The sequence below is a fragment of the Streptomyces fradiae ATCC 10745 = DSM 40063 genome (assembly GCF_008704425.1).
Lineage (GTDB): Bacteria > Actinomycetota > Actinomycetes > Streptomycetales > Streptomycetaceae > Streptomyces > Streptomyces fradiae.
The window spans coordinates 5,720,798-5,740,616 of record NZ_CP023696.1; the positions used below are offsets into that span (position 1 = coordinate 5,720,798).

Annotated in this window: 17 protein-coding genes and 1 pseudogene; 4 read left to right on the top strand and 14 right to left on the bottom strand. The window is 75.6% G+C overall.

Annotation, left to right across the window (positions count from 1 at the left end):
* Positions 1 to 2: 2 nt before the first annotated feature.
* The 7 genes from cysD to CP974_RS25105 form a co-directional block, all read right to left on the bottom strand.
* On the bottom strand, positions 3 to 941 hold the full coding sequence (gene cysD / locus CP974_RS25075; RefSeq protein ID WP_031135145.1) for a sulfate adenylyltransferase subunit CysD: 939 nt from the start codon (positions 939 to 941) through the stop codon (positions 3 to 5).
* Positions 938 to 1,528: an adenylyl-sulfate kinase gene (cysC, locus tag CP974_RS25080; RefSeq protein ID WP_373276718.1), complete on the bottom strand. Its 591-nt coding sequence runs from the start codon at positions 1,526 to 1,528 to the stop codon at positions 938 to 940. The genes cysD and cysC overlap by 4 nt, the downstream gene beginning before the upstream one ends.
* On the bottom strand, positions 1,510 to 2,259 hold the full coding sequence (locus CP974_RS25085; RefSeq protein WP_223844403.1) for a phosphoadenylyl-sulfate reductase: 750 nt from the start codon (positions 2,257 to 2,259) through the stop codon (positions 1,510 to 1,512). Before CP974_RS25085 ends, cysC begins: the two co-directional genes overlap by 19 nt.
* Positions 2,256 to 2,435 carry a hypothetical protein gene (locus CP974_RS25090; protein ID WP_031135139.1) on the bottom strand — a complete coding sequence of 60 codons (180 nt, stop codon included), beginning with the start codon at positions 2,433 to 2,435 and terminating at the stop codon, positions 2,256 to 2,258. The genes CP974_RS25085 and CP974_RS25090 overlap by 4 nt, the downstream gene beginning before the upstream one ends.
* The gene (locus CP974_RS25095; RefSeq protein WP_031135137.1) at positions 2,432 to 4,129 is read right to left on the bottom strand and encodes a nitrite/sulfite reductase; all 1,698 of its coding nucleotides are present in this window, start codon (positions 4,127 to 4,129) and stop codon (positions 2,432 to 2,434) included. Before CP974_RS25095 ends, CP974_RS25090 begins: the two co-directional genes overlap by 4 nt.
* A gap of 126 nt (positions 4,130 to 4,255) precedes the next feature.
* Complete coding sequence (locus CP974_RS30870) at positions 4,256 to 4,339, bottom strand: putative leader peptide (RefSeq protein WP_023590579.1); 84 nt, start codon at positions 4,337 to 4,339, stop codon at positions 4,256 to 4,258.
* A gap of 247 nt (positions 4,340 to 4,586) precedes the next feature.
* Positions 4,587 to 5,156: a GNAT family N-acetyltransferase gene (locus CP974_RS25105; RefSeq protein ID WP_031135135.1), complete on the bottom strand. Its 570-nt coding sequence runs from the start codon at positions 5,154 to 5,156 to the stop codon at positions 4,587 to 4,589.
* 327 nt (positions 5,157 to 5,483) lie between these two features.
* On the opposite strand from CP974_RS25105, the gene CP974_RS25110 reads away from it, so the two are divergent.
* A complete protein-coding gene (locus CP974_RS25110) occupies positions 5,484 to 6,125 on the top strand; it encodes a hypothetical protein (RefSeq protein WP_031135133.1) in 642 nt (213 codons plus the stop codon).
* Between the two features lie 263 nt (positions 6,126 to 6,388).
* Here CP974_RS25110 and CP974_RS25115 read toward each other — a convergent pair whose 3' ends face one another.
* Entirely contained in the window at positions 6,389 to 7,738 is a 1,350-nt protein-coding gene (locus CP974_RS25115; protein ID WP_037938981.1) for a GAF domain-containing protein, read from the bottom strand.
* Positions 7,739 to 8,123: 385 nt separating this feature from the next.
* The gene (locus CP974_RS25120) at positions 8,124 to 9,806 is read right to left on the bottom strand and encodes an acyl-CoA dehydrogenase family protein (RefSeq protein WP_031135129.1); all 1,683 of its coding nucleotides are present in this window, start codon (positions 9,804 to 9,806) and stop codon (positions 8,124 to 8,126) included.
* Positions 9,807 to 9,994: 188 nt separating this feature from the next.
* On the opposite strand from CP974_RS25120, the pseudogene CP974_RS25125 reads away from it, so the two are divergent.
* Positions 9,995 to 10,985: pseudogene (locus CP974_RS25125) on the top strand (YihY/virulence factor BrkB family protein); the annotation flags it as partial.
* A gap of 544 nt (positions 10,986 to 11,529) precedes the next feature.
* On the top strand, positions 11,530 to 12,324 hold the full coding sequence (locus CP974_RS25130) for a helix-turn-helix domain-containing protein (RefSeq protein ID WP_051839875.1): 795 nt from the start codon (positions 11,530 to 11,532) through the stop codon (positions 12,322 to 12,324).
* Here the strand turns inward: CP974_RS25130 and CP974_RS25135 are convergent.
* Entirely contained in the window at positions 12,321 to 12,674 is a 354-nt protein-coding gene (locus CP974_RS25135) for a VOC family protein (RefSeq protein WP_031135123.1), read from the bottom strand. The genes CP974_RS25130 and CP974_RS25135 overlap by 4 nt on opposite strands.
* Positions 12,675 to 12,952: 278 nt before the next feature.
* Between CP974_RS25135 and CP974_RS25140 the strand changes: the two genes are divergently transcribed.
* Positions 12,953 to 14,197, top strand: coding sequence for a cation:proton antiporter (locus CP974_RS25140; RefSeq protein ID WP_051840178.1), 1,245 nt, complete (start codon positions 12,953 to 12,955; stop codon positions 14,195 to 14,197).
* Between the two features lie 261 nt (positions 14,198 to 14,458).
* Here CP974_RS25140 and CP974_RS25145 read toward each other — a convergent pair whose 3' ends face one another.
* From CP974_RS25145 to CP974_RS25160, 4 genes are read right to left on the bottom strand one after another with little or no spacing between them, the layout of a single operon-like run.
* Positions 14,459 to 15,226: a class I SAM-dependent methyltransferase gene (locus tag CP974_RS25145; RefSeq protein ID WP_031135684.1), complete on the bottom strand. Its 768-nt coding sequence runs from the start codon at positions 15,224 to 15,226 to the stop codon at positions 14,459 to 14,461.
* A gap of 44 nt (positions 15,227 to 15,270) precedes the next feature.
* Positions 15,271 to 16,515, bottom strand: coding sequence for an aminotransferase class V-fold PLP-dependent enzyme (locus CP974_RS25150; RefSeq protein ID WP_031135686.1), 1,245 nt, complete (start codon positions 16,513 to 16,515; stop codon positions 15,271 to 15,273).
* Positions 16,516 to 16,526: 11 nt separating this feature from the next.
* A complete protein-coding gene (locus CP974_RS25155; protein WP_031135688.1) occupies positions 16,527 to 17,861 on the bottom strand; it encodes a pyridoxal-phosphate dependent enzyme in 1,335 nt (444 codons plus the stop codon).
* Positions 17,858 to 19,399: an alanine racemase gene (locus tag CP974_RS25160; RefSeq protein WP_031135690.1), complete on the bottom strand. Its 1,542-nt coding sequence runs from the start codon at positions 19,397 to 19,399 to the stop codon at positions 17,858 to 17,860. The genes CP974_RS25155 and CP974_RS25160 overlap by 4 nt, the downstream gene beginning before the upstream one ends.
* Positions 19,400 to 19,819 lie beyond the last annotated feature (420 nt).

Sequence of the window (19,819 nt, forward strand, 5' to 3'; positions counted from 1 at the left end):
CTCTAGAAGTACCCTTCGCGCTTGCGGTCTTCCATCGCGGCCTCGGACAGCTTGTCGTCGGCGCGGGTGGCGCCCCGCTCGGTCAGCCGGGACGCGGCGATCTCGGCGATCACGGCGTCGAGCGTGGTGGCGTCGGAGTCCACGGCCCCGGTGCAGGACATGTCGCCGACCGTGCGGTAGCGGATGAGCCGCTTCTCCACGGTCTCGCCCTCCTTGGGGCCGCCCCAGTCGCCGGCCGTCAGCCACATGCCGCTGCGGGAGAACACCTCCCGCTCGTGCGCGAAGTAGATCTCCGGCAGCTCGATGCCCTCGCGGGCGATGTACTGCCACACGTCCAGCTCGGTCCAGTTGGACAGCGGGAACACCCGCACGTGCTCGCCGGGCGCGTGCCGCCCGTTGTAGAGCTGCCACAGCTCGGGCCGCTGGCGGCGCGGGTCCCACTGGGAGAACTCGTCGCGCAGCGAGAAGACCCGCTCCTTGGCGCGGGCCTTCTCCTCGTCGCGCCGCCCGCCGCCGAACACCGCGTCGAAGCGGTGCCGCTGGATCGCCTCGGTCAGCGGCACGGTCTGGAGCGGGTTGCGGGTGCCGTCGGGGCGCTCCCTGAGCACCCCCCGGTCGATGTAGTCCTGGACGGACGCCACGTGCAGCCGCAGCCCGTGCCGGGCCACCGTGCGGTCGCGGTACTCGATGACCTCGGGGAAGTTGTGGCCGGTGTCCACGTGCAGCAGCGTGAACGGCACCGGCGCGGGCGCGAACGCCTTCAGCGCCAGGTGCAGCATCACGATGGAGTCCTTGCCGCCGGAGAAGAGGATCACCGGCCGCTCGAACTCGCCCGCCACCTCGCGGAAGATGTGGACGGCCTCCGACTCCAGAGCGTCGAGGTGGGACAGCGCGAACGGGCTGTCCTGCTGCTCCTCCGTCGCCTTGATGGTCGTGGTCACGCCAGGCCCCTCTCGGTCAGCAGCGCGTGCAGCGCCCGCGCGGACTCCTCCACCGTCTGCCGGTGGGACTCGATCCGCAGGTCCGGCTCCTCCGGCTCCTCGTACGGGTCGTCGACCCCCGTCAGGCCGCTGATCTCGCCGGCGGCCTGCTTGGCGTACAGCCCCTTCACATCGCGCTCGGAGCACACCTCGACCGGGGTCGCCACGTGCACCTCCAGGTACGCCGTGCCCTCCTTCTGGTGGCGCCTCCGGACGGCCTCGCGGCTGTCGGCGTACGGGGCGATGACGGGTACGAGGACCTTGACGCCGTTCGACGCGAGCAGCTCGGCGACGAAGCCGATGCGCTGCACGTTGGTGTGCCGGTCCTCGCGGCCGAAGCCGAGGCCCGCCGAGAGGAACTCGCGGATCTCGTCGCCGTCGAGCACCTCCACGCGGTGGCCCTCGGCGCGCAGCCGGCCCGCCAGCTCGTACGCGATGGTGGTCTTGCCGGCGCTCGGCAGACCGGTGAGCCAGATGGTGGCCCCAGTCACGTGCTTCTCCTGCTTCTCCTGCGAAGAGTGGTCGTTCGTCATGCGTGCAGCCCGCATTCGGTCTTGGCGCGGCCCGCCCAGCGGCCGGCGCGCGCGTCCTCGCCCTCCAGCACGCGGCGCGTGCAGGGGGCGCAGCCGACGGAGGCGTAACCGTCCATCAGCAGCGGGTTGGTGAGGACGCCGTGCTCCGCGACGTACGCGTCGACGTCTTCCCGCGTCCACCGGGCGATGGGGGAGACCTTGACCTTGCGGCGCCGCTCGTCCCAGCCGACGACGGGGGTGTTCGCCCGCGTCGGGGACTCGTCGCGGCGCAGCCCGGTCGCCCAGGCCGCGTACCGGGTCAGGCCCTCCTCGAGGGGCTTGACCTTGCGCAGCGCGCAGCACAGGTCGGGGTCCCGGTCGTGGAGCCTCGGGCCGTGCTCGGCGTCCTGCTCGGCGACGGTCTGGCGCGGCGTCAGCGTGATGACGTTGACGTCCATCACGGCGGCGACCGCGTCGCGCGTGCCGATCGTCTCGGGGAAGTGGTAGCCGGTGTCGAGGAACACCACGTCCACGCCGGGGAGGGCGCGCGACGCCAGGTGGGCGACGACGGCGTCCTCCATGGAGGAGGTGACGCAGAAGCGGTCGCCGAAGGTGCCGGCGGCCCACTTCAGGATGTCGAGCGCCGAGGCGTCCTCCAGCTCGCGGCCGGCGCGCTCGGCGAGGGCCCTCAGCTCGTCGTCGCTCTCCCCGCCGGTCGTTGCGCCGGCCGTCCCGCCGGTTCCGGCGACGGTCTCCGTGTCGGTCATGTCGGGTCCCCTCCGCTGTCGTGGCGCTGAAGGCCCCGGGCCAGCAGGCCCAGGAACCTCAGCTGGAAGGCGCGGTTGCACGCGGCGCACTCCCATGCGCCGTGGCCCTGCTCGCCCGGACGCAGGTCCTCGTCGCCGCAGTACGGGCAGTGGAACGGCGCGGCACGCTCACTCACGACAGGGCCTCCTCGCTCGCGCGGGCCGCCCAGGTGGCGAAGCGCTCGCCGTCCTCGCGCTCCGCGCGGTAGCGGGTGAGGACGCGCTCGATGTAGTCGGGCAGTTCGGCGGAGGTGACCTTCAGTCCGCGCACCTTGCGGCCGAAGCCGGCCTCCAGGCCGAGCGCGCCGCCGAGGTGCACCTGGTACCCCTCGACCTGGCGGCCCTCGTCGTCCAGGACGAGCTGGCCCTTGAGGCCGATGTCCGCCACCTGGATGCGGGCGCAGGCGTTGGGGCAGCCGTTGAGGTTGATCGTGACGGGCTCGTCGAAGTCGGGCAGGCGGCGCTCCAGCTCGTCGATGAGGGAGGAACCGCGTGCCTTCGTCTCGACGATGGCCAGCTTGCAGAACTCGATGCCGGTGCAGGCCATGGTGCCGCGCCGGAACGGCGACGGGTTCACCCGCAGGTCGAGCGCCTCCAGCGCGGCGACCAGCGAGGGGACCTGGGCCTCCTCGACGTCGAGGACCACCATCTTCTGCTCGACGGTGGTGCGGACCCGGCCGGAGCCGTGCGCCTCCGCCACCTCGGCGATCTTGGTGAGGGTGGCGCCGTCGACGCGGCCGACGCGCGGGGCGAAGCCCACGTAGAAGCGGCCGTCCTTCTGGCGGTGGACGCCCACGTGGTCGCGCCACCGCCGGACGGGCTGCGCGGGGGCGGGGCCGTCGACCAGCTCGCGCTTCAGGTACTCGTCCTCCAGCACCCGGCGGAACTTCTCGGCGCCCCAGTCGGCGACGAGGAACTTCAGGCGGGCGCGGTTGCGCAGCCGCCGGTAGCCGTAGTCGCGGAAGATCGAGATGACACCGGTGAAGACGTCCGGGACCTCGTCGAGCGGGACCCACGCGCCGAGCCGTACGCCGATCTTCGGGTTGGTGGACAGTCCGCCGCCCACCCACAGGTCGAAGCCGGGCCCGTGCTCGGGGTGCTCCACGCCGACGAACGCCACGTCGTTGATCTCGTGCGCCACGTCGAGCAGCGGCGAACCGGAGACGGCGGCCTTGAACTTGCGGGGGAGGTTGGAGAACTCGCTGTTGCCGATGACCCGGCGGTGGATCTCCTCGATGGCGGGCGTGCCGTCCACGATCTCGTCCTCGGCGATCCCGGCCACCGGGGAGCCGATGATGACGCGCGGGGTGTCGCCGCACGCCTCGGTGGTGGAGAGGCCGACCTCTTCGAGGCGGCGCCAGATCTCGGGGACGTCCTCGATGCGGATCCAGTGGTACTGGATGTTCTGCCGGTCGGTGATGTCGGCGGTGCCCCGGGCGAACTCCTCGGAGATCTCGCCGATCACACGCAGCTGACGCGTCGTCAGACGGCCGCCGTCGATGCGGACGCGCAGCATGAAGAACTCGTCGTCCAGCTCCTCCGGGGCCAGTACGGCCGTCTTGCCGCCGTCGATCCCCGGCTTGCGCTGGGTGTACAGGCCCCACCAGCGCATGCGCCCGCGCAGGTCGTTGGGGTCGATGGAGTCGAATCCGGCCTTCGAGTAGATCGTCTCAATGCGTGTCCGCACATTGAGACCGTCATCGTCCTTCTTGAACTGCTCATTGCCGTTCAGGGGCGTGAAGTGGCCCCTGGCCCACTGGCCCTCGCCGCGGTGGCGGCCCGCCTTGCGGCGGGGTGCGGCGGGGGTGGGCTTCTCCGGGGTGGCGGCCATGGCTATACGTCCTTCGGGACTGCAGGAGGGCGGCTCTGACCTGCACAATGTCGCGCAGGGCAGGGCTCCTGCGCGACATTGCGCGGTGGGTACAGAAGATCGGGGAACGCGGCGGTGCTGGTTCGCTCAGCTCGCCGGACACATGGCGCTGGACATGCGGCCGAGGTCGACGTGCCGCCGACTCACCAAGGCAATTCCAGCTCGAGACATGACGGAAGCCTGGCATGGGAGTTTGGACTCAGTCCACCTTCGTCCGCATCGCGGACGGAACTGTCCCACATGATGGACGACTGTGGTGCCGGTCACGTTTCACGGGTCATCGGGCGGGCACCTTCCCGCTTCCGCCCCGGCGGGGCGCGCGCCCGGCCCGCGCCCCGCCCCGCCGCGTCCTCGCGCGGCGCCCTGCGGGCCGCCCCCCGGCCACCCCCGGCCGCGGGGCGCTCCGGGGCCTGCCCGGTCAGGCGAAGGCGCCCGGCCAGGGCCCCGGTGTCTCGACGGCCGGCTTGGGCGCGACGCGCGTGTCGTAGAGGCGGAAGCCGCGCCGCTCGTAGTTGGGGAGTGCGTGCTCGCCGTCGAGGGAGCAGGTGTTCAGCAGCACCCGCTTGGTGGGCGTGCGGCCCGGCCAGCGGTCGGCCAGGTCCCAGGCCCGCGCGGTGCCGTACGACAGCAGGTGACCGCCGATGCGCCGCCCGCGGAACGCGGGGACCAGCCCGAAGTACATGATCTCCACGACGCCCTCGTCCTGGGCGTGCAGCTCGATGAAGCCGGCCGGCGTCCCCTTCTCGTACGCCACCCACGTCTCGACGCCCGGGCGGTCCAGGATCTCCCGCCACTGCGCGTACGTCAGTCCGAGCCGGTCCACCCACGACACGTCGCCCCCGACCGCGGAGTAGAGGAACCGGCTGAACTCGGGCGAGGGCACCTCGGCGCGGACGATCCGCACGTCCCCCTCCGGCGCGGCGGCGGGCCGCAGGTCGTCGGGGGAGGTCTGCTCCAGGTACCAGGTGGTGACGTCGATGTGGCTCATGACGGCCAGGGAACCACGGCCCGCACGCCCCTGGCCAGCACGATCTTCCCGGCGGCGGGTGCGCGGGCCCGGGGCCGCCGCCCCCGCGGCCCGCCGTCCGGCCGTCGGGCGCGGTCCGGGCTGGGGGGTGTGGTGGTCCGAGGTGTCCGGATGCTGGGATTCCGTCTCGCCCTGGGGGCGGGCAGGCCCGTGAACCGGCGCGAACCGGTCCCGGCCCGTACCCGCCGGGAAGGCGGCGCGGCGGGTCTGACAGGATCTCCCGCCGTACGGAACCGGCCGTGCGGCGTGCGCCGCCCGGACCGGCGCAACGGGGAAAGCGAGGAACACATGGCTGCGTGGACACGCGCGGTGGCCGCGGCGGGCGCTCTGGCGGTCGTCCTGACGGCGGCGGGCTGCGACGGCGGCTCGTCGAAGGCCGACGGCAAGGGCGGTGGCTCGTCGGCGTCCGGCTCGGCATCGGGCTCGGCGTCCGGCTCCGGAGGGGGCTCCGGGGGCGAGGACGAGAGGACGACGTACCGCCTGGGCGAGGAGAGCCCGGAGGTGGAGAGCGACATGCAGGCGTCCAAGGACGCCAAGTACACCCTCACCCCGCTCCGGGTGAAGACCGGCACCAAGGCCGACATGGACGGCTCGGGCCTGAAGAAGGACGACGAGGGCGGGCCGAAGGTCCCCGTCTACGTCTGGACCAAGGTGACCCACAAGAGCGGCACGCCCATGGAGGTCGGCGACATGGACGGCGACCTGGTCGTCCGCACCGACAAGGGCACGCGCACCCGGGCGCTCATCGTCCTCCTCGGCGAGGCGAAGTGGCCCGACTGCCCCGCGCCCGACACCGAGCGGAAGCTCGCGCCCGGCCAGTCGGCGGAGATCTGCAAGGCCTTCCTCGTCCCCGAGGGGGAGAAGGCCGCGGCGGTGGAGGTCACGCGCGGCTTCTACAAGAAGCCCCTGGAGTGGCCGGCCGCCGGCTGACCCACCCGGTCGCCCGCCGGCGCCCGGTCGGCCCGGCCGTTCCGGTCGCCGCGGCCGGTCGGCCGGCCCGGCACCGGTCGGCCGGTCCGGCACCGGTCCGCCGGCCTGGCACCGGCCGGTCCGCCCGTCCGGCCCGGCGGGGGCCGGCCGCCCCGGTCCACCCCCGCGAGGGCCCAGGCAGAGGTCCGGTCCCGGGCCCGCGAGGTGCCCGGTGGCGAAGGCGGTGCGGTCGCGCAGGTCCACGGACCGGTCCCAGGCGCGCCTCAGCCCCGGTTCAGGCCGGGGCCGGGGGCGCGGCGCCCGCCGTCCGCCGCGTGCCGGGCCTCCCGCACCGCCGGGGCCGCGGAGTGCGGGAGCAGGTCCGCCGGGTCGTCCGGCGCGACCAGCTCCACCTCCACCTCGTCGCGGAACCGGTACGGGCGGTGCGCCAGCACTCCGCCCAGGGTGCGCCGTATCCGGGACATCTCCGCCCGCACGGTCACCGTCCGCGTCGGGTCGCCGAACACGTCCGCCGCCAGCTCCGCCGCCGTACGGCCGTCCCGGCGCACGGCCAGCACGTACAGCAACTCCGCGTGGCGCGGGCTCAGTTCCCGCTCCCAGCAGCCGACCGCGCCCGACACCCGCACCGTCCAGTCACGCGGGCGGCTCACGTCCAGCACCAGCCGGGCGGCGGCGTCGGCGGCGTCCGCGCCCGGACCCGCGCCGTCCAGGGGGCGCAGCAGCCAGCCGCCCGGCAGCGGCTCCACGGCGCACTCGCCCAGGGTCGGCAGCCACACCCGGCCCGCGCCCAGCGACGCGGGCAGCGGCACCCGGTCCACCGGGGCGAGCCCGTGCACCGCCGCCGTCCATCCGTGGCCGTCCACCGCGAGCGCCCGGCCCCCGACGCGGCACAGCAGCGGCGCCGCGACGGCCCGCAGCCGGGCGAGGCCCGCCAGGTGCCGGTTGCGCAGCTCCGCCTCGGCCAGCCGCGCCACCGAACCGACCAGCAGCAGGGTCGCCGGGTGCATCGTCGTCACCGGGCCGCTCACGTCGACGACCCCCATCAGCCGCCCGTCGCGGGGGTCCGTGACGGGGGCGCCCGCGCACGTCCAGGTGTGGTGGGTGGAGACGAAGTGCTCCGCCGAGTGGACCTGCACGGGCCGCCGCGCCACCAGCGCCGTGCCCACGCCGTTGGTGCCGACCGTCGACTCCCGCCAGTCCGCGCCCGGCTCGAAGCCGTGCCCGTCCGCCATCCGCAGCACCGACGCGTGGCCCTCCCGCCACAGCACCCGCCCCTCGGCGTCCGCGACGACCATGATGTGCCGCACCGCGTCGGAGTCCGCGCCGGGCAGCGACATCAGCCCCTCCCGCAGCACGGGCAGCAGCGCCACGAGGGGCGAACGGGCCCGCCGCTCCTCCAGCTCGGCGGGCGACAGCAGCCCGGAGCGGCGGTCGCGGTCGGGGTCGACGCCCTCGCGCAGCATCCGGCGCCACGACGCCTCGATGTCGGCGCGCGGCGCGAGCGACGCCGGTCGTCCCCGCAGCGCCGCGTCCCTGACCTCCTTGAGCAGCAGCGCCGCCTCACGCGAGTCCATCGCGGCGAGCCGGGTGATGTCGATCGTGGTGCTCCGCACCGGGCCAGCCCTCCCCGTTCCCCAACGGCCCCCATCATCCCCCGTCCGAACAACAGCCCGGACGGCCGCCGTACAGAACGCGCCACGGCTGCAACCCCCTGCAACTCTGGCACGGGCCCCCGGACCCGTACGAGAGTGGCCCCGTACCGGTTCGCCGGTACGCGACGGGATGGTGCCGTGTCGGCGCAGCACCATCCCGGCCGCGTCGCTCCGGGCGCGGGGTGCCGGCCGGTGCCCCGCGCCCGTTCGGCTCCCCGGGCGCCGCGCGCCGCGCCCCGGCCGTACACCCGGCCCGGCCCTCAGCCCCCGGCCGTACACCCGGCCCGGCCCTCAGCCCCCGGCCGTCCGCCCCGCCCCGCCCCGCGTCCCGGCCGTCCGCCCCGCCCTACGCCCCCGGCGCCTCGCCCGGCCGGGCGCGGTCCACGATCGCGCGCAGGTCCAGCGTGTGCGGCAGCGTCCCGAACGCCGCGCCCCCGTCGCCCCCCAGCCGGGACGCGCAGAAGGCGTCGGCGACCTCCGGCGGCGCCCACCGCACCAGCAGCGACCCCTGGAGCACCAGCGCCATCCGCTCCACCAGGCGCCGCGCCCGCGCCTCGATGCCGTCCAGGTCGGCCAGTTCCGTCAGCAGCCCCTTGACGGCCGCGTCCAGCCGGTGGTCCGCGCCGCGCGCGAGCCCCACCTCCCGCAGGTACGCGTCGAGCGCGCCCGGCTCCCGCCGCAGCGCCCGCAGCACGTCCAGCGCCTGCACGTTCCCGGAGCCCTCCCAGATGGAGTTGAGCGGCGACTCCCGCAGCAGCCGGGGCATGCCCGACTCCTCCACGTAGCCGTTGCCGCCCAGGCACTCCAGCGCCTCGGCGACCATCGGGGTGCACCGCTTGGTCACCCAGTACTTCGCGGCCGGCACGGCGAGCCGCAGCAGGGCCCGCTCGGACTCCGCGGCGCCCCCGCCAGCGGCCCGGCCGCCCGACTCCACCGCGTCGTACGCCGCCGCCAGCCGCATCCCGAGGACCGTCGCCGCCTCCGACTCCAGGGCGAGGTCGGCCAGGACGTTGCGCATCAGCGGCTTGTCGGCGAGCACCCCGCCGAACGCGCCGCGGTACGTGGTGTGGTGCACGGCCTGCGCGACCGCCTGCCGCATCAGCGCGGCCGAGCCGAGCACGCAGTCCAGGCGGGTCGCGGCGACCATCTCGATGATGGTGGGCACCCCGCGCCCCTCCTCGCCGACCCGGCGCGCCCACGTTCCGTCGAACTCCACCTCGGCGGAGGCGTTCGAGCGGTTGCCGAGCTTGTCCTTGAGGCGCTGGATGCGGAAGACGTTGCGGGTGCCGTCGTCCAGGACCCTCGGCACCAGGAAGCAGGTGAGGCCGCCCGGCGCCTGCGCCAGCACCAGGAAGCCGTCCGACATGGGCGCCGAGCAGAACCACTTGTGGCCCGTCAGCAGGTACTCCCCGGCGGCGTCCAGCGGCTTCGCGGCCGTCGTGTTGGCGCGGACGTCGCTGCCGCCCTGCTTCTCCGTCATGCCCATCCCGAGGAGGGCGCCCGCCTTCCGCGCCGGCGGCAGCAGCTCCTCGCCCTCGTACACCCTGGACGTGAGCTTCGGCTCCCACACGGCGGCCAGCTCCGGGTCGGTGCGCAGCGCGGGCACGGCCGCGTGGGTCATCGACAGCGGGCAGCCGTGCCCCGCCTCCGTCTGCGACCAGACGACGAAGCCGGCCGCGCGCCGCACGTGCCCGCCGGAGCGGCCCCAGGCGCCGGTCAGCCCGGAGGTGACGGCGTGCCCGAGGAGCCGGTGCCAGGCGGGGTGGAAGTCGACCTCGTCGACGCGGTTGCCGTACCGGTCGTGGGTGCGCAGCCGCGGCGGGAACTCGTTGGCGAGGGCGCCCCAGGACTGGGCCTGCACCGAGCCCGCGGTGGTGCCCAGCCCGGACAGCTCCCGCGCGGCCTCCTCCCGCAGGTCGGGCGGAAGGTGTCGTTCCACCGCCTCGGCCAGGGCCCGGTCCGCGCGGAACACGTCGTACCCGACCAGGGGCGGCGGCTGGTTGGTCACGGTGTGGGTGGTGGCTGCCATGCGGATACGGTAAGGAGGTGCAGGCAGCGAAGGAAACACCCGATCCGGCCGGGGGACCCGCGGGACCGCCGGGCACCCCAGGACCCCGGGACCCGGGGAGCCGCGGGGGGCAGGGGGCGGACCGCGCCGCGCCCTCCGGACGGCTCCACCGCGCCCGGGTCCTCTACCGCAACGTCTCGAAGCGGAAGCTGGCCTGGCTCCTCCTGAAGGACACGGTGAACTCGTGCATCGAGTACCGGATCCTCGGCCTCGCCGCCGAGGCCGCGTTCTTCACGCTGCTGTCGCTGCCGCCGCTGATGCTCGGGCTGCTGGGCCTGCTCGGCTACATCGACGACTGGACGGACACGACGACCGTCGCGTCCATCGAGAAGAACATCCTCGCCGCCGTCGGCACGGTCCTCTCCGACCGGGGCGTCAACGAGATCGCCCGGCCCCTGCTGGAGGACGTGACGAGGGGCGGCAGGCCCGACGTCATCTCCATCGGCTTCGCCATCGCGCTGTGGTCGGGGTCGCGCGCGGTGAACGTCTTCATCGACACGATCACCGTGATGTACGGCCTCGACGGGCACCGCGGCATCGTCGCCACCCGGCTCCTCGCCTTCCTGCTCTACCTGGTCGCCCTGGTGATCGGCGCGGTCGTCCTGCCGCTGGCCGTCGTCGGCCCGGACCGGGTGGTGGAGGTGGTGCCGTTCGGCACGGAAGTGGTGTCGGTGCTGTACTGGCCGGTGGTCATCCTGCTGTCGGTGGCGTTCCTGACGACGCTCTACCACGTCTCCGTACCGGTCCGGTCGCCGTGGGTCGAGGACGTGCCCGGCGCGCTGGTGGCGCTCGGCATGTGGGTGCTGGGCAGCTTCGTGCTGCGGATCTACCTCACGCAGACGGTCGAGGGCCCCACCATCTACGGCTCCCTCGCGGCGCCCATCGCCGTCCTGCTGTGGATCGGCATCTCCGCGTTCGCGGTGCTCGTGGGCGCCGCGGTCAACGCGGCCATCGACCGGGTCTGGCCGTCCGTCGCCACCGCCGCCGCCCGCGCCGAGACGGAGCGCGTGCGCGCCGCCGAGGCCGCCGCGCTGGTCGCCCGCGCGCAGGCGGGCGGCGACCCGGACATGCCCTCGGAGTTCCCGGAGCGCTGGTCGCGCTTCCTGCCGCCGGACGACATACGGGCCCGCCTCCAGTGGGAGAAGGCGGAGAAGGACCGCCGCCCCAAGGACCGCCCGGCCGCCCCGGACCGCCCGGCCGCCTCGGAGGACCCGGCCGCCCAGGACCGGCCGGCCACCCCGGAGGCCCCGGCCGCCCAGGACCGGCCGGCCTCCGAGCGGCCGGCTTCCGACCGCCCCGCCTCCGACCGCCCCGCCCCCGAGCGGCCAGACCCCGGCCGGCGTCCTTCCGAGCGGCCCGCCGACCCGGAACCGCCCGGGAACGGGCCGGGCGCAGAGGGCCGTGCCGGGCGGGACGGCGAGAGGCACGACCCCGGAGGGCCCGCCGGGTCCTCCGGGTCCTCCGGGGACGAGGGTCCGGCCGGACGGAGCGGCGGCCGGGGCCCGGCCGGACCGTACGTCTACCGGGGGCCCGCCGGGCCGCACGCGGGAGAGGCCGCGCCCCGCGGTCCGCACGGCGCCCCGTCCGACCGGAGCGGCCGCGGCGACCGGAGCGACGGCGGCGACCGGGCCGACCACCGCGGCGACGGGCCCGCCGGGCGGCGGTACGGCGGCGGGGGCGGGGGCTGAGCCCCCGCTACCGGGAGCGGCCCTCCCGGCTGGACGGGGCCGTCGTCTGGACGGTGGACGGGGCCCGCTCCGGTGCCGAGCCCGGACCGGTCCTCCCCGACGGCTGCATGGACCTGCTGTGGAGCGCGGGGCGGCTCCTCGTCGCGGGGCCCGACACACGCGCGCACGCCCCCGGAGACCCGGCGGCGGCGTGGGCGGGCGTCCGGTTCGCGCCCGGCGGCGCGCCCGCCCTGCTCGGCGTACCGGCGCACGAACTGCGCGACCGCCGCGTGGACCTGGCCGACCTGTGGCCCGCCGCCCGCGTGCGCCGCCTGGCCGGCCGGATCGCCGCGGCCGGGGCGCCCCCGGCGGCGCTGGAGGAGGCGGCCCTGTGCCTCGCGGCGCGGGCGGGCCGGCCCGACCCGTTGGCGCGCGCCGTCGCCGCCCGGCTGGACGCCGGGTGGAGCGTCGCCGCCACGGCCGACGCGGTGGGGCTGGGCGTCCGGCAGCTGCACCGGCGCTCCCTGGACGCCTTCGGCTACGGGCCGAAGACGCTCGCCCGCATCCTCCGCCTCCGGCGCGCCCTGGCCCTGGTACGGGCCGGGACCCCGTTCGCGTCGGCCGCCGCCCTGGCGGGCTACACCGACCAGGCGCACCTGGCGCGCGACAGCCGCGCCCTGACGGGCCGTACCCTCACGGCCCACGTCACGGCCCACGCGCCCGCCCGCGCGTCCGGGGGCACCACCGCCCCGGCGCCGGCCCGCGGGCCGGCCCACGCCCGCGGACCCGCGCCGGCCCGTCCGCCGTCCTAGGCGTCGGCGAAGAGGTCCACCCCGCGACCGTCCGGGTCGAGGACCACCGCGTAGCGCTGGCCCCACGGGGCGTCCCACGGCGCCCGGTGGCCCCGGTACCCGGCCGCCACCAGGTCCCCGTACAGGGCGTCGACCTCCGCCGGGGCGGCGCAGCGGAAGGCGAGCGCCGTCCGGTCGCCGGCGGGGGCGTCGTCCAGGTCGGTGTAGGCGCGCACCGCCTCCTCGGTGTCCCACATCATCCGCAGGCCGCCGGGCAGTACGGCCTCCGCGTGCGGCGCCGAGTCGGCCTCGGGCGGGACGTCCAGGCCGTCGGAGACGACCAGGCCGATCGCGTCGAAACGGGGTGTCACGGTCATGCGGGCACCCTACGGCCGCCGACCGCGCCGGTCTTGTACGGATCGGACGCGCCGGAGGCGTCGGCGGCGGCCGGATCACGGCATGCGTACATATAGGGCATAAGCGGCATGTGTTGGTAAGGTGAGGCCCCTCGCCCCACCCCGTCCCCGCCGCTCCACCGCCATCCCCCACCCCACCCCGTCCCCGTTCCCGTTCCCCGCCCGTCCCGCCACGGAGGTGCCGCCATGGGTACGTGCCGCACCCTCCCGCCCGGCGCAGCCGGGGGGTGATCGTGCACGACACCACGGGGCTCCTCATCGAACTCGGGGCCGTCATCCTCGTGCTCGGACTCGTCGGCCGCGTCGCCGAACGGGTCGGGCTCTCCCCGATCCCGCTCTACCTCCTCGCGGGCCTGGCCGTCGGCGAGGGCGGACTCGTCCCGCTCCACGCGAGCGCCGACTTCGTGGCGGTGGGCGCCGAGATCGGCGTGATCCTGCTGCTGCTCCTGCTCGGCCTGGAGTACAGCGCCGGCGAACTCGTCGGCAGCCTGCGCACCCAGTACCCCGCGGGCGTCGTCGACCTCGTCCTCAACGCCCTGCCCGGCGCCGCCGCCGCCCTCCTGCTCGGCTGGGGGCCGGTCGCCGCGTTCGCCCTCGCGGGGATCACCTGGGTGTCGTCGTCCGGCGTCGTCGCCAAGATTCTCACCGACCTCGGGCGGCTCGGCAACCGGGAGACCCCCGTCGTCCTGGGCCTCCTCGTCATGGAGGACCTGTCGATGGCCCTCTACCTGCCCCTGCTCACCGTCCTGCTCGCCGGGGTGGGCCTCGCGGGCGGCAGCGTGACCCTGCTGCTCTCCCTCGGCACGGTCTCCGTCGTGCTCTACCTGGCGCTTCGCCACGGGCGCCACATCAGCCGCGCCGTCTCCTCCGACAACCCGGAGATGCTGCTCCTCATGGTCCTCGGCGTGACCGTCCTGGTCGCCGGGGTCGCCCAGCGGCTCCAGGTGTCCGCCGCCGTCGGCGCGTTCCTCGTCGGCATCGCCCTGTCCGGGGAGGTGGCGGAGGGCGCCCGCCGCACCCTCGCGCCGCTGCGCGACCTGTTCGCGGCGGTGTTCTTCCTGTTCTTCGGCCTGTCCACCGTGCCCGCGGACATCCCGCCCGTGCTGCTGCCGGCGCTGCTCCTCGCCGCCGTCACCGCGCTCACCAAGCTGGCCACCGGCTGGTACGCGGCCGGGCGCGCCGGGGTGGGGCGGCGCGGCCGGCTGCGGGCGGGCGGGGCGCTCGTGGCGCGCGGCGAGTTCTCGGTGGTCGTCGCGGGGCTGGCGGCCGGGGCCGAGCCGAGGATCGGCCCGCTGACCACCGCGTACGTGCTGATCCTCGTCATGGCCGGCCCGTTCACCGCCCGCTGGACGCAGCCGGCCGTGGACGGGGTCCGCGACCTGGTGGTGCGGGCCGGGCGGCGCCGCACGCAGGCCCCGCCCGGCCGGGGCGACCGGGAGAGGGGCCCCGAGAGCGCCGGGGCGCGCCCGGCGGGCTGACCGCCCGGACCGGTACGGGGCCCGCGGCCCGCGCGGCCCGCGCCACATGTCCCGTCACCCCGCCCCGACGTCCCCGCATCAGCCCGCCCGCGCACCCCGCCCCGCCTCGCACCCGCCCGCCCGCGCGCCCCGCCCCGCACCCGCCCGCGCGGGCGCGCCGCCCCACGGGACTCGCGCACCCGTCGCCCCACACACCCCGCCCCGCGACGCCCGCGCGCCGCCCCGCACCCGCATCCCGCCCCCGCGCGCCCCCCCGCGCGCTCAGTCCCCCCGCACCGCCACCAGCACGCAGCTCGGGCCGTACTGCCAGACGGGCCCCGCCGCCTCGAAGCCCGCCATGTGCAGGAGCCGGACGTGGCGCTGGAGGGTCAGCCCGTTGTCGCCGCCCGCGCCGGGGCCGCGCCGGGCCCGTTCCGCGAGCGGCCCGGCCAGTTCGGGCGCGGCCGACGCCGCCTCCCACCAGCCCCGCCAGTCCTCGGCGGCGTCGGCCCCGTGCCGCTCGGCGTGGCGGCGCCCCACCACCTCGGCGAGCGCGGCCACCGCCGGGTCCTCCTGGAAGAGGTGGTCGCCGTTGACGAGGACGCCGCCCGGCCGCAGCGACTCCCGCACCTGCTCGTACACCGACAGCAGCGCCGGCTCCGGCAGGTAGTGCAGGGCCGTCGCGGACACCACCGCGTCCAGCGGCCGGCCCAGGTCCAGCCCCTCCAGCCAGCCGGGCGCCCCGATCGTCACGTCGGCGAACCGCACGTGCGCCCCGTGGTGCGCCCGGCCCAGCGCCAGCAGCAGCGGGTCGGTGTCCACACCGACCACCTCGGCGTGCGGCAGCCGCCCGGCCAGCCGGGCCGCCAGCGAGCCGGGGCCGCAGCCGAGGTCGGCGACGAGGGGCCGGGGCACGCCCGCCACCGCCGTCTCCACCACGTCGGCGATGACCGTGAAGCGCGCTTCCCGGTCACAGGCGTACCGCTCCTGCTGGAGGTCCCACCGGCGGATCCACTCACCCGCCCGCTCGGGCGTCAGCCGACGCGACATCACTCCTTGAGACATCGTCCCCTCGTGCTCCCTTGCTCATCGTGCTATCGCCGCCCGCCGGGCCGGTCACCGGCCAGGTCGGACAGCACACCGAGGAGCCGGTCGATCTCCTCGGGCGTGTTGTAGACGTGCACGCTCACGCGTACCGAGGCGTCGCTCTCGCCCGCGCGGGCCTGGCACAGGCCGTCGGCCCGCACCAGCAGCCCGTGCGCGGCCAACACGAACCCCAGGTCGTTGGCGCCGACCGCGCGGTGCCGGAACGTCACCAGGCCCTGTCGGCGCTGCACCGGCGAGCCGGCCTCCAGGCTGAGCGGGCAGCCCAGCACCTCGTACGCGCCGAGCCGGCTCAGCCCGTCCGTCAGGCGTACGCCGAGCCCGACCGTCCACTCCTCGATGCGGTCCGGGCCCGCCGCGTCGAGCCAGTCCAGCGCGGCCCGCAGGCTGACGATCCCGGCCGTGTTGGGCGTGCCGTGCCAGCCGCCCGGCCGGAAGGGGCCGCCCCGCCGCCCGCGCGCCCACACCACGCCGGTCCCCGGCAGCGCCATCGCCTTGTGCCCGGAGAACACCAGGAAGTCGACGTCCAGCGCCCCGAGGTCCACCGGCAGGTGGCCCACGCTCTGCGCGGCGTCCAGGCACAGCACCGCGTCCGGCCCGACGGCCTGCCGCACCCGGTGCACGTTCATGTCGGCCCCGTACACGTGGTGGACGTGGGTCACCGCCACGAACCGCAGCCGCTCCCCGGCGGACGCGGCCAGCGCCGCCAGCGCCTCCATGTCGTAGTCGCGCGAGTCCCGCTGGTACGGCAGGGGGTGCACGGTGATCCGCACGCCCCGCTCGGCCAGCAGGTCCCGCGCCTCCAGCCACGGCAGGTGGTTGGCCTCGTGGTCGGCGAACGGCACCGCGATCTCGTCGCCGTCGGCCAGCTCCCGCACCAGCCAGTCCCGCGCGACGGTCCGCAGGCCCTCCGTCGTCCCGCCGGTGAACCACACGGCGGAGCGGTCCGGCTCCGGGTCGCCCAGGAAGGCCTTGACCCGCTCGCGGGTCTCCTCGATCAGCGCCGTCGTCCGGTTCGCCCAGGTGTAGGTGCCGCGCCCGGCGTTGGCGTTGCACCCCGTCAGATAGGCGTGCACGGCGTCCAGCACCGCCCGTGGCTTCTGCGCGGTGGCCGCGCTGTCCAGATAGGCCAGGTCGGGGTGGCCGGTCACGATGGGGAACTGCTCGCGCAGCGGCTCCTGCCACGCGCGCAGCCCGGCGGCCGGCGCGGTGCCCGTCACGGAGGTGGTACGCATCGGCCGCCCCCTCAGTCCCGCACCATCGGCGCGCCCGCGTCCCGCCAGGCGATCACCCCGCCGGCGAGGCTGCGCACGTCCCGGTGGCCCATGCGGGCGAGCAGCGCCGCGTACGTGGCGGACTTCTCGCCGACGGGGCAGACCAGCAGCACCGGCTGGGACCTGCCGAAGGGCGGCCCGCCGTGCAGCAGCTCCTCGAACAGCTCGTCCACGATGTTGACGGACCCCTCGATGTGCAGCGCCTCGAAGGCGAAGGACCCGCGCAGGTCGACCACGAGGGGCCGCTCCGCCGCGATCCACGCCCGTGCCTCCTCGACCCCGACGGAGCGCACCTCCGCCAGCTCGCGCGGCGTCACCGTGGCGGGGGAGTTGGGCCGGGGCGGGCGGCGCAGCAGCTCGGGGCGGCGCTGCCGCACGTAGCTCATGTAGCTCTCGACGCGGTCGCAGACGATGAACACGGCCGTGCCGCGCCGCCCGTCCCCGGCCCGCGCCAGCTCGGCGTCCCGCTCGCGCAGATGGCGCACGGCCCCGAAGTAGGCGGCGCCGCCGGTCGGCCCGCCGAGGATGCCGCAGCGCCGCACGAGCGTCAGCATGCCGTCGATGGCCTCGTCGGCGGAGACCGCCTCCAGCGCGTCGTAGGTCTCCGGGTCGAACAGGCCGACCTCGTGGACCTCGTCGATGTCCCGGATGCCGGGCACGAAGTCGCCCTTCTGCGCGACCAGTCCGACCACGCGGATGTCCGGGTCGTGGGCGCGCAGCGCGCGGGCGGCGCCGGTGGACGACCCGGCCGTGCCCACGCACGCCACGAACCAGTCGGGCGCCGTCCCGCCCAGGTCCTTGATGATCTCCGGACCGGTGCCGGAGGCGTGGGCCTCGGCGTTGGCCGGGTTGTAGTACTGGTCGGTGTGGAGGTAGCGGCCGTCGTCCTCGGTGAGCATCCGGTGGATGCGGGTGAGCGGGTCCTCGGTGGCGGTCGGGTCGAGGCACTCGGCCTGGCCGGGCAGCTCCTCGATCTCGGCGCCCAGCAGGAGCAGCAGGTCCTTGATCTCGGGGACCTTCATCCGGTTGGTGACGCTGCGGAACGGCAGTCCGTGCACGCCGGCGATGACGGCGAGCGCCTTGGCGGTGTTGCCGCTGGACAGCTCGACGACGGTACGGCCGTGCCGCCGGGCGTCCTCCAGGTGCGGGCGCGCCATCCGCCAGGCCGCGCGGTCCTTGACGGAGCCGAACGGGTTGAGCATCTCCAGCTTGGCGTACAGGTCGATGTGGCGCAGCCCGTGCACCTCGGGGGCTATCCGGACGAGGGGGGTGTCGCCGATGGCGTCGGTGATGTGCTCGTACCTCATGCGTCGTCCCCCGCGGTCAGGTGCGGCCAGTACTGTTCGTCGAGGCACCAGCTCCACGGCCCGGTGTCGCCCTCCCGGTGGACGGCGACCTTGCGGGCGATGGGCTGGTGCAGGGCGTGGTCGGCGGTGAAGTCCATGAAGTACCCGGCGGTGTTGGCGAAGGCCAGCAGGTCGCCGGGGCGCGGCTCGTGCGCCAGGTGCACCAGGCGGCGGGTGATCAGGTCGGACTCCAGGCACAGGTTGCCCAGGAGGTACACCCCGACCCCCGCCCCGGCCCCGGACCCGGCTGCGTCCCCGGACCCGGCCGCGACCCCGGACCCGGCCGGCGGGCCGCCGTTCCCCTCCGGCCGCGGGGCCGCCGGGACCAGCACGGGGTCGAGGAGCAGCCCGTGGTCCTCCAGGCCGATGTCGCGTGCGTTCGCCGCGAGCCGCACCAGCCGCTCCCCGGCCGCCGTGACGCGGACCTCCAGCACCCTCGCCAGGGTGAGGCCGCACTGGTCGGTGAGGGCGCGGCCGGGCTCGGTGTGCAGGTCGTACAGGTTCTCCAGGAGCAGCGTGGCCAGCGGGCGGCCCAGCGACGGGGCGGTCTGGGCGAGCAGTTCGTCCAGGTAGCGGGGCCCGGCGACGGGGCGGTGGGCCGGGTAGACGCTCAACGTGCCGCGCAGGGTGCCGTTCTCGCCGCGCAGACCGTAGCCGTGGCCCTCCCAGGTGAGCGGGGGGCGGCGGCCCAGCAGGGCGCGGGTCAGCTCCGTGGTGTACCGCTCCCACTGGGCGCCGTCGGCCAGGTAGTCGACGCCGAACCCGCCGCCGACGTCGACGCACCGGGGCCGCAGGCCGCGCCGCCGCGCCTCGTCCAGGACGCGCAGGCAGCCGTCGAGGGCGGCGGCCTTCTCGGCGAGCCCCATGGTGTCCAGGTGGTAGGACACGCCGGTGAGGTCGACGCTGTCGCCGTGCTTCTCCACCAGGTCGAGCAGCGGCCCGGCGTCGGCGGCCGGGGTGCCGAAGCGGCTGCGCCGGGTGAGGACGCGGGTGCCGGGCGCGGCGAAGTCGGAGAGCCTCGGCAGGACGGGCACGCGCGGCAGCCCGAACCGCTCCACCAGCCGGGCCAGCGAGGTCAGTTCGGCGGGTGAGTCCACGGCGACGGTGACCCCGGTACGGGCGGCGAGCCACAGGTAGTCGGGGTCCTTGGGGCCGGTCGCGACGATCCGGTCCGGGGTCAGGCCGGCGCCGAGCGCGTGCTGGAGCTCGCCGAGCGACGCCACGTCCACGCCGACGGCGGCGGCCGGGCCGGTCGCGGCGAGCCGGCGCAGCAGCGCGCTGGAGCGGTTCGCCTTGTGGGCGTAGAGGACCCGGCCGCCGAGCCGGTGCCGGGCGTACACGGCGCGGAAGGCGCGCACGTTGTCGGCGATCTGGTCCGGCAGCACGAGGTTGAGCGGCGAGCCCAGGGCGGTGACGAGGGGGTGGAGGAAGGCGGGTGAGTCCAGCAGCGACGCAAGCCGCGGCTCCAGGCGTGGTGCGAGATACAGCGGTTCGCTCATGCGGGTCTGGTCCTGGTCCTCTCGGAGGGGCTGGAGGCAGGTGACGGGGGCGGAACTGCGTACTGCGCCCGAGTCTGACCGCGGGGCGCCCGGAGGACGAGCATGCCATCACTTGGCAATGATTGTCATGAGCGTCAGTGCTGTCCCGCACCGATTCCGCGCAAACGGGAGGTGTGACTCCGCAGGCGGGCTGGGGTGCGCCGATGGGTGCGCCCCCCGTGCGGCGCCCCGCCACGCGCCCCCCTGGCAGGCGACGGCATCATGCGATCGGCGTATGCACGTATCGACACCGCCCCGCCGCGCGCCGCCCCCGGATACGGCGGAATGGGGGGCGTACGCATACGTCGATCGCCGTACGGAGGATGCGGCGGGAAAACCGGTGGCGCGGCCGGAGCGGCCCCGGCTAGCGTGGCGCGCGAT

Bases quoted from the DNA above. Each gene is read 5' to 3' on its own strand.
- CP974_RS25110 (WP_031135133.1), top strand. From the start codon at position 5,484: ATGGCTGCGTGGACACGCGCGGTGGCCGCGGCGGGCGCTCTGGCGGTC.
- CP974_RS25145 (WP_031135684.1), bottom strand. From the start codon at position 15,226: ATGTCGCGTCGGCTGACGCCCGAGCGGGCGGGTGAGTGGATCCGCCGG.
- CP974_RS25120 (WP_031135129.1), bottom strand. From the start codon at position 9,806: ATGGCAGCCACCACCCACACCGTGACCAACCAGCCGCCGCCCCTGGTC.
- CP974_RS25150 (WP_031135686.1), bottom strand. From the start codon at position 16,515: ATGCGTACCACCTCCGTGACGGGCACCGCGCCGGCCGCCGGGCTGCGC.
- CP974_RS25095 (WP_031135137.1), bottom strand. From the start codon at position 4,129: ATGGCCGCCACCCCGGAGAAGCCCACCCCCGCCGCACCCCGCCGCAAG.
- CP974_RS25085 (WP_223844403.1), bottom strand. From the start codon at position 2,259: ATGACCGACACGGAGACCGTCGCCGGAACCGGCGGGACGGCCGGCGCA.
- CP974_RS25160 (WP_031135690.1), bottom strand. From the start codon at position 19,399: ATGAGCGAACCGCTGTATCTCGCACCACGCCTGGAGCCGCGGCTTGCG.
- cysC (WP_373276718.1), bottom strand. From the start codon at position 1,528: ATGCGGGCTGCACGCATGACGAACGACCACTCTTCGCAGGAGAAGCAG.
- CP974_RS25105 (WP_031135135.1), bottom strand. From the start codon at position 5,156: ATGAGCCACATCGACGTCACCACCTGGTACCTGGAGCAGACCTCCCCC.
- CP974_RS30870 (WP_023590579.1), bottom strand. From the start codon at position 4,339: ATGTCTCGAGCTGGAATTGCCTTGGTGAGTCGGCGGCACGTCGACCTC.
- CP974_RS25155 (WP_031135688.1), bottom strand. From the start codon at position 17,861: ATGAGGTACGAGCACATCACCGACGCCATCGGCGACACCCCCCTCGTC.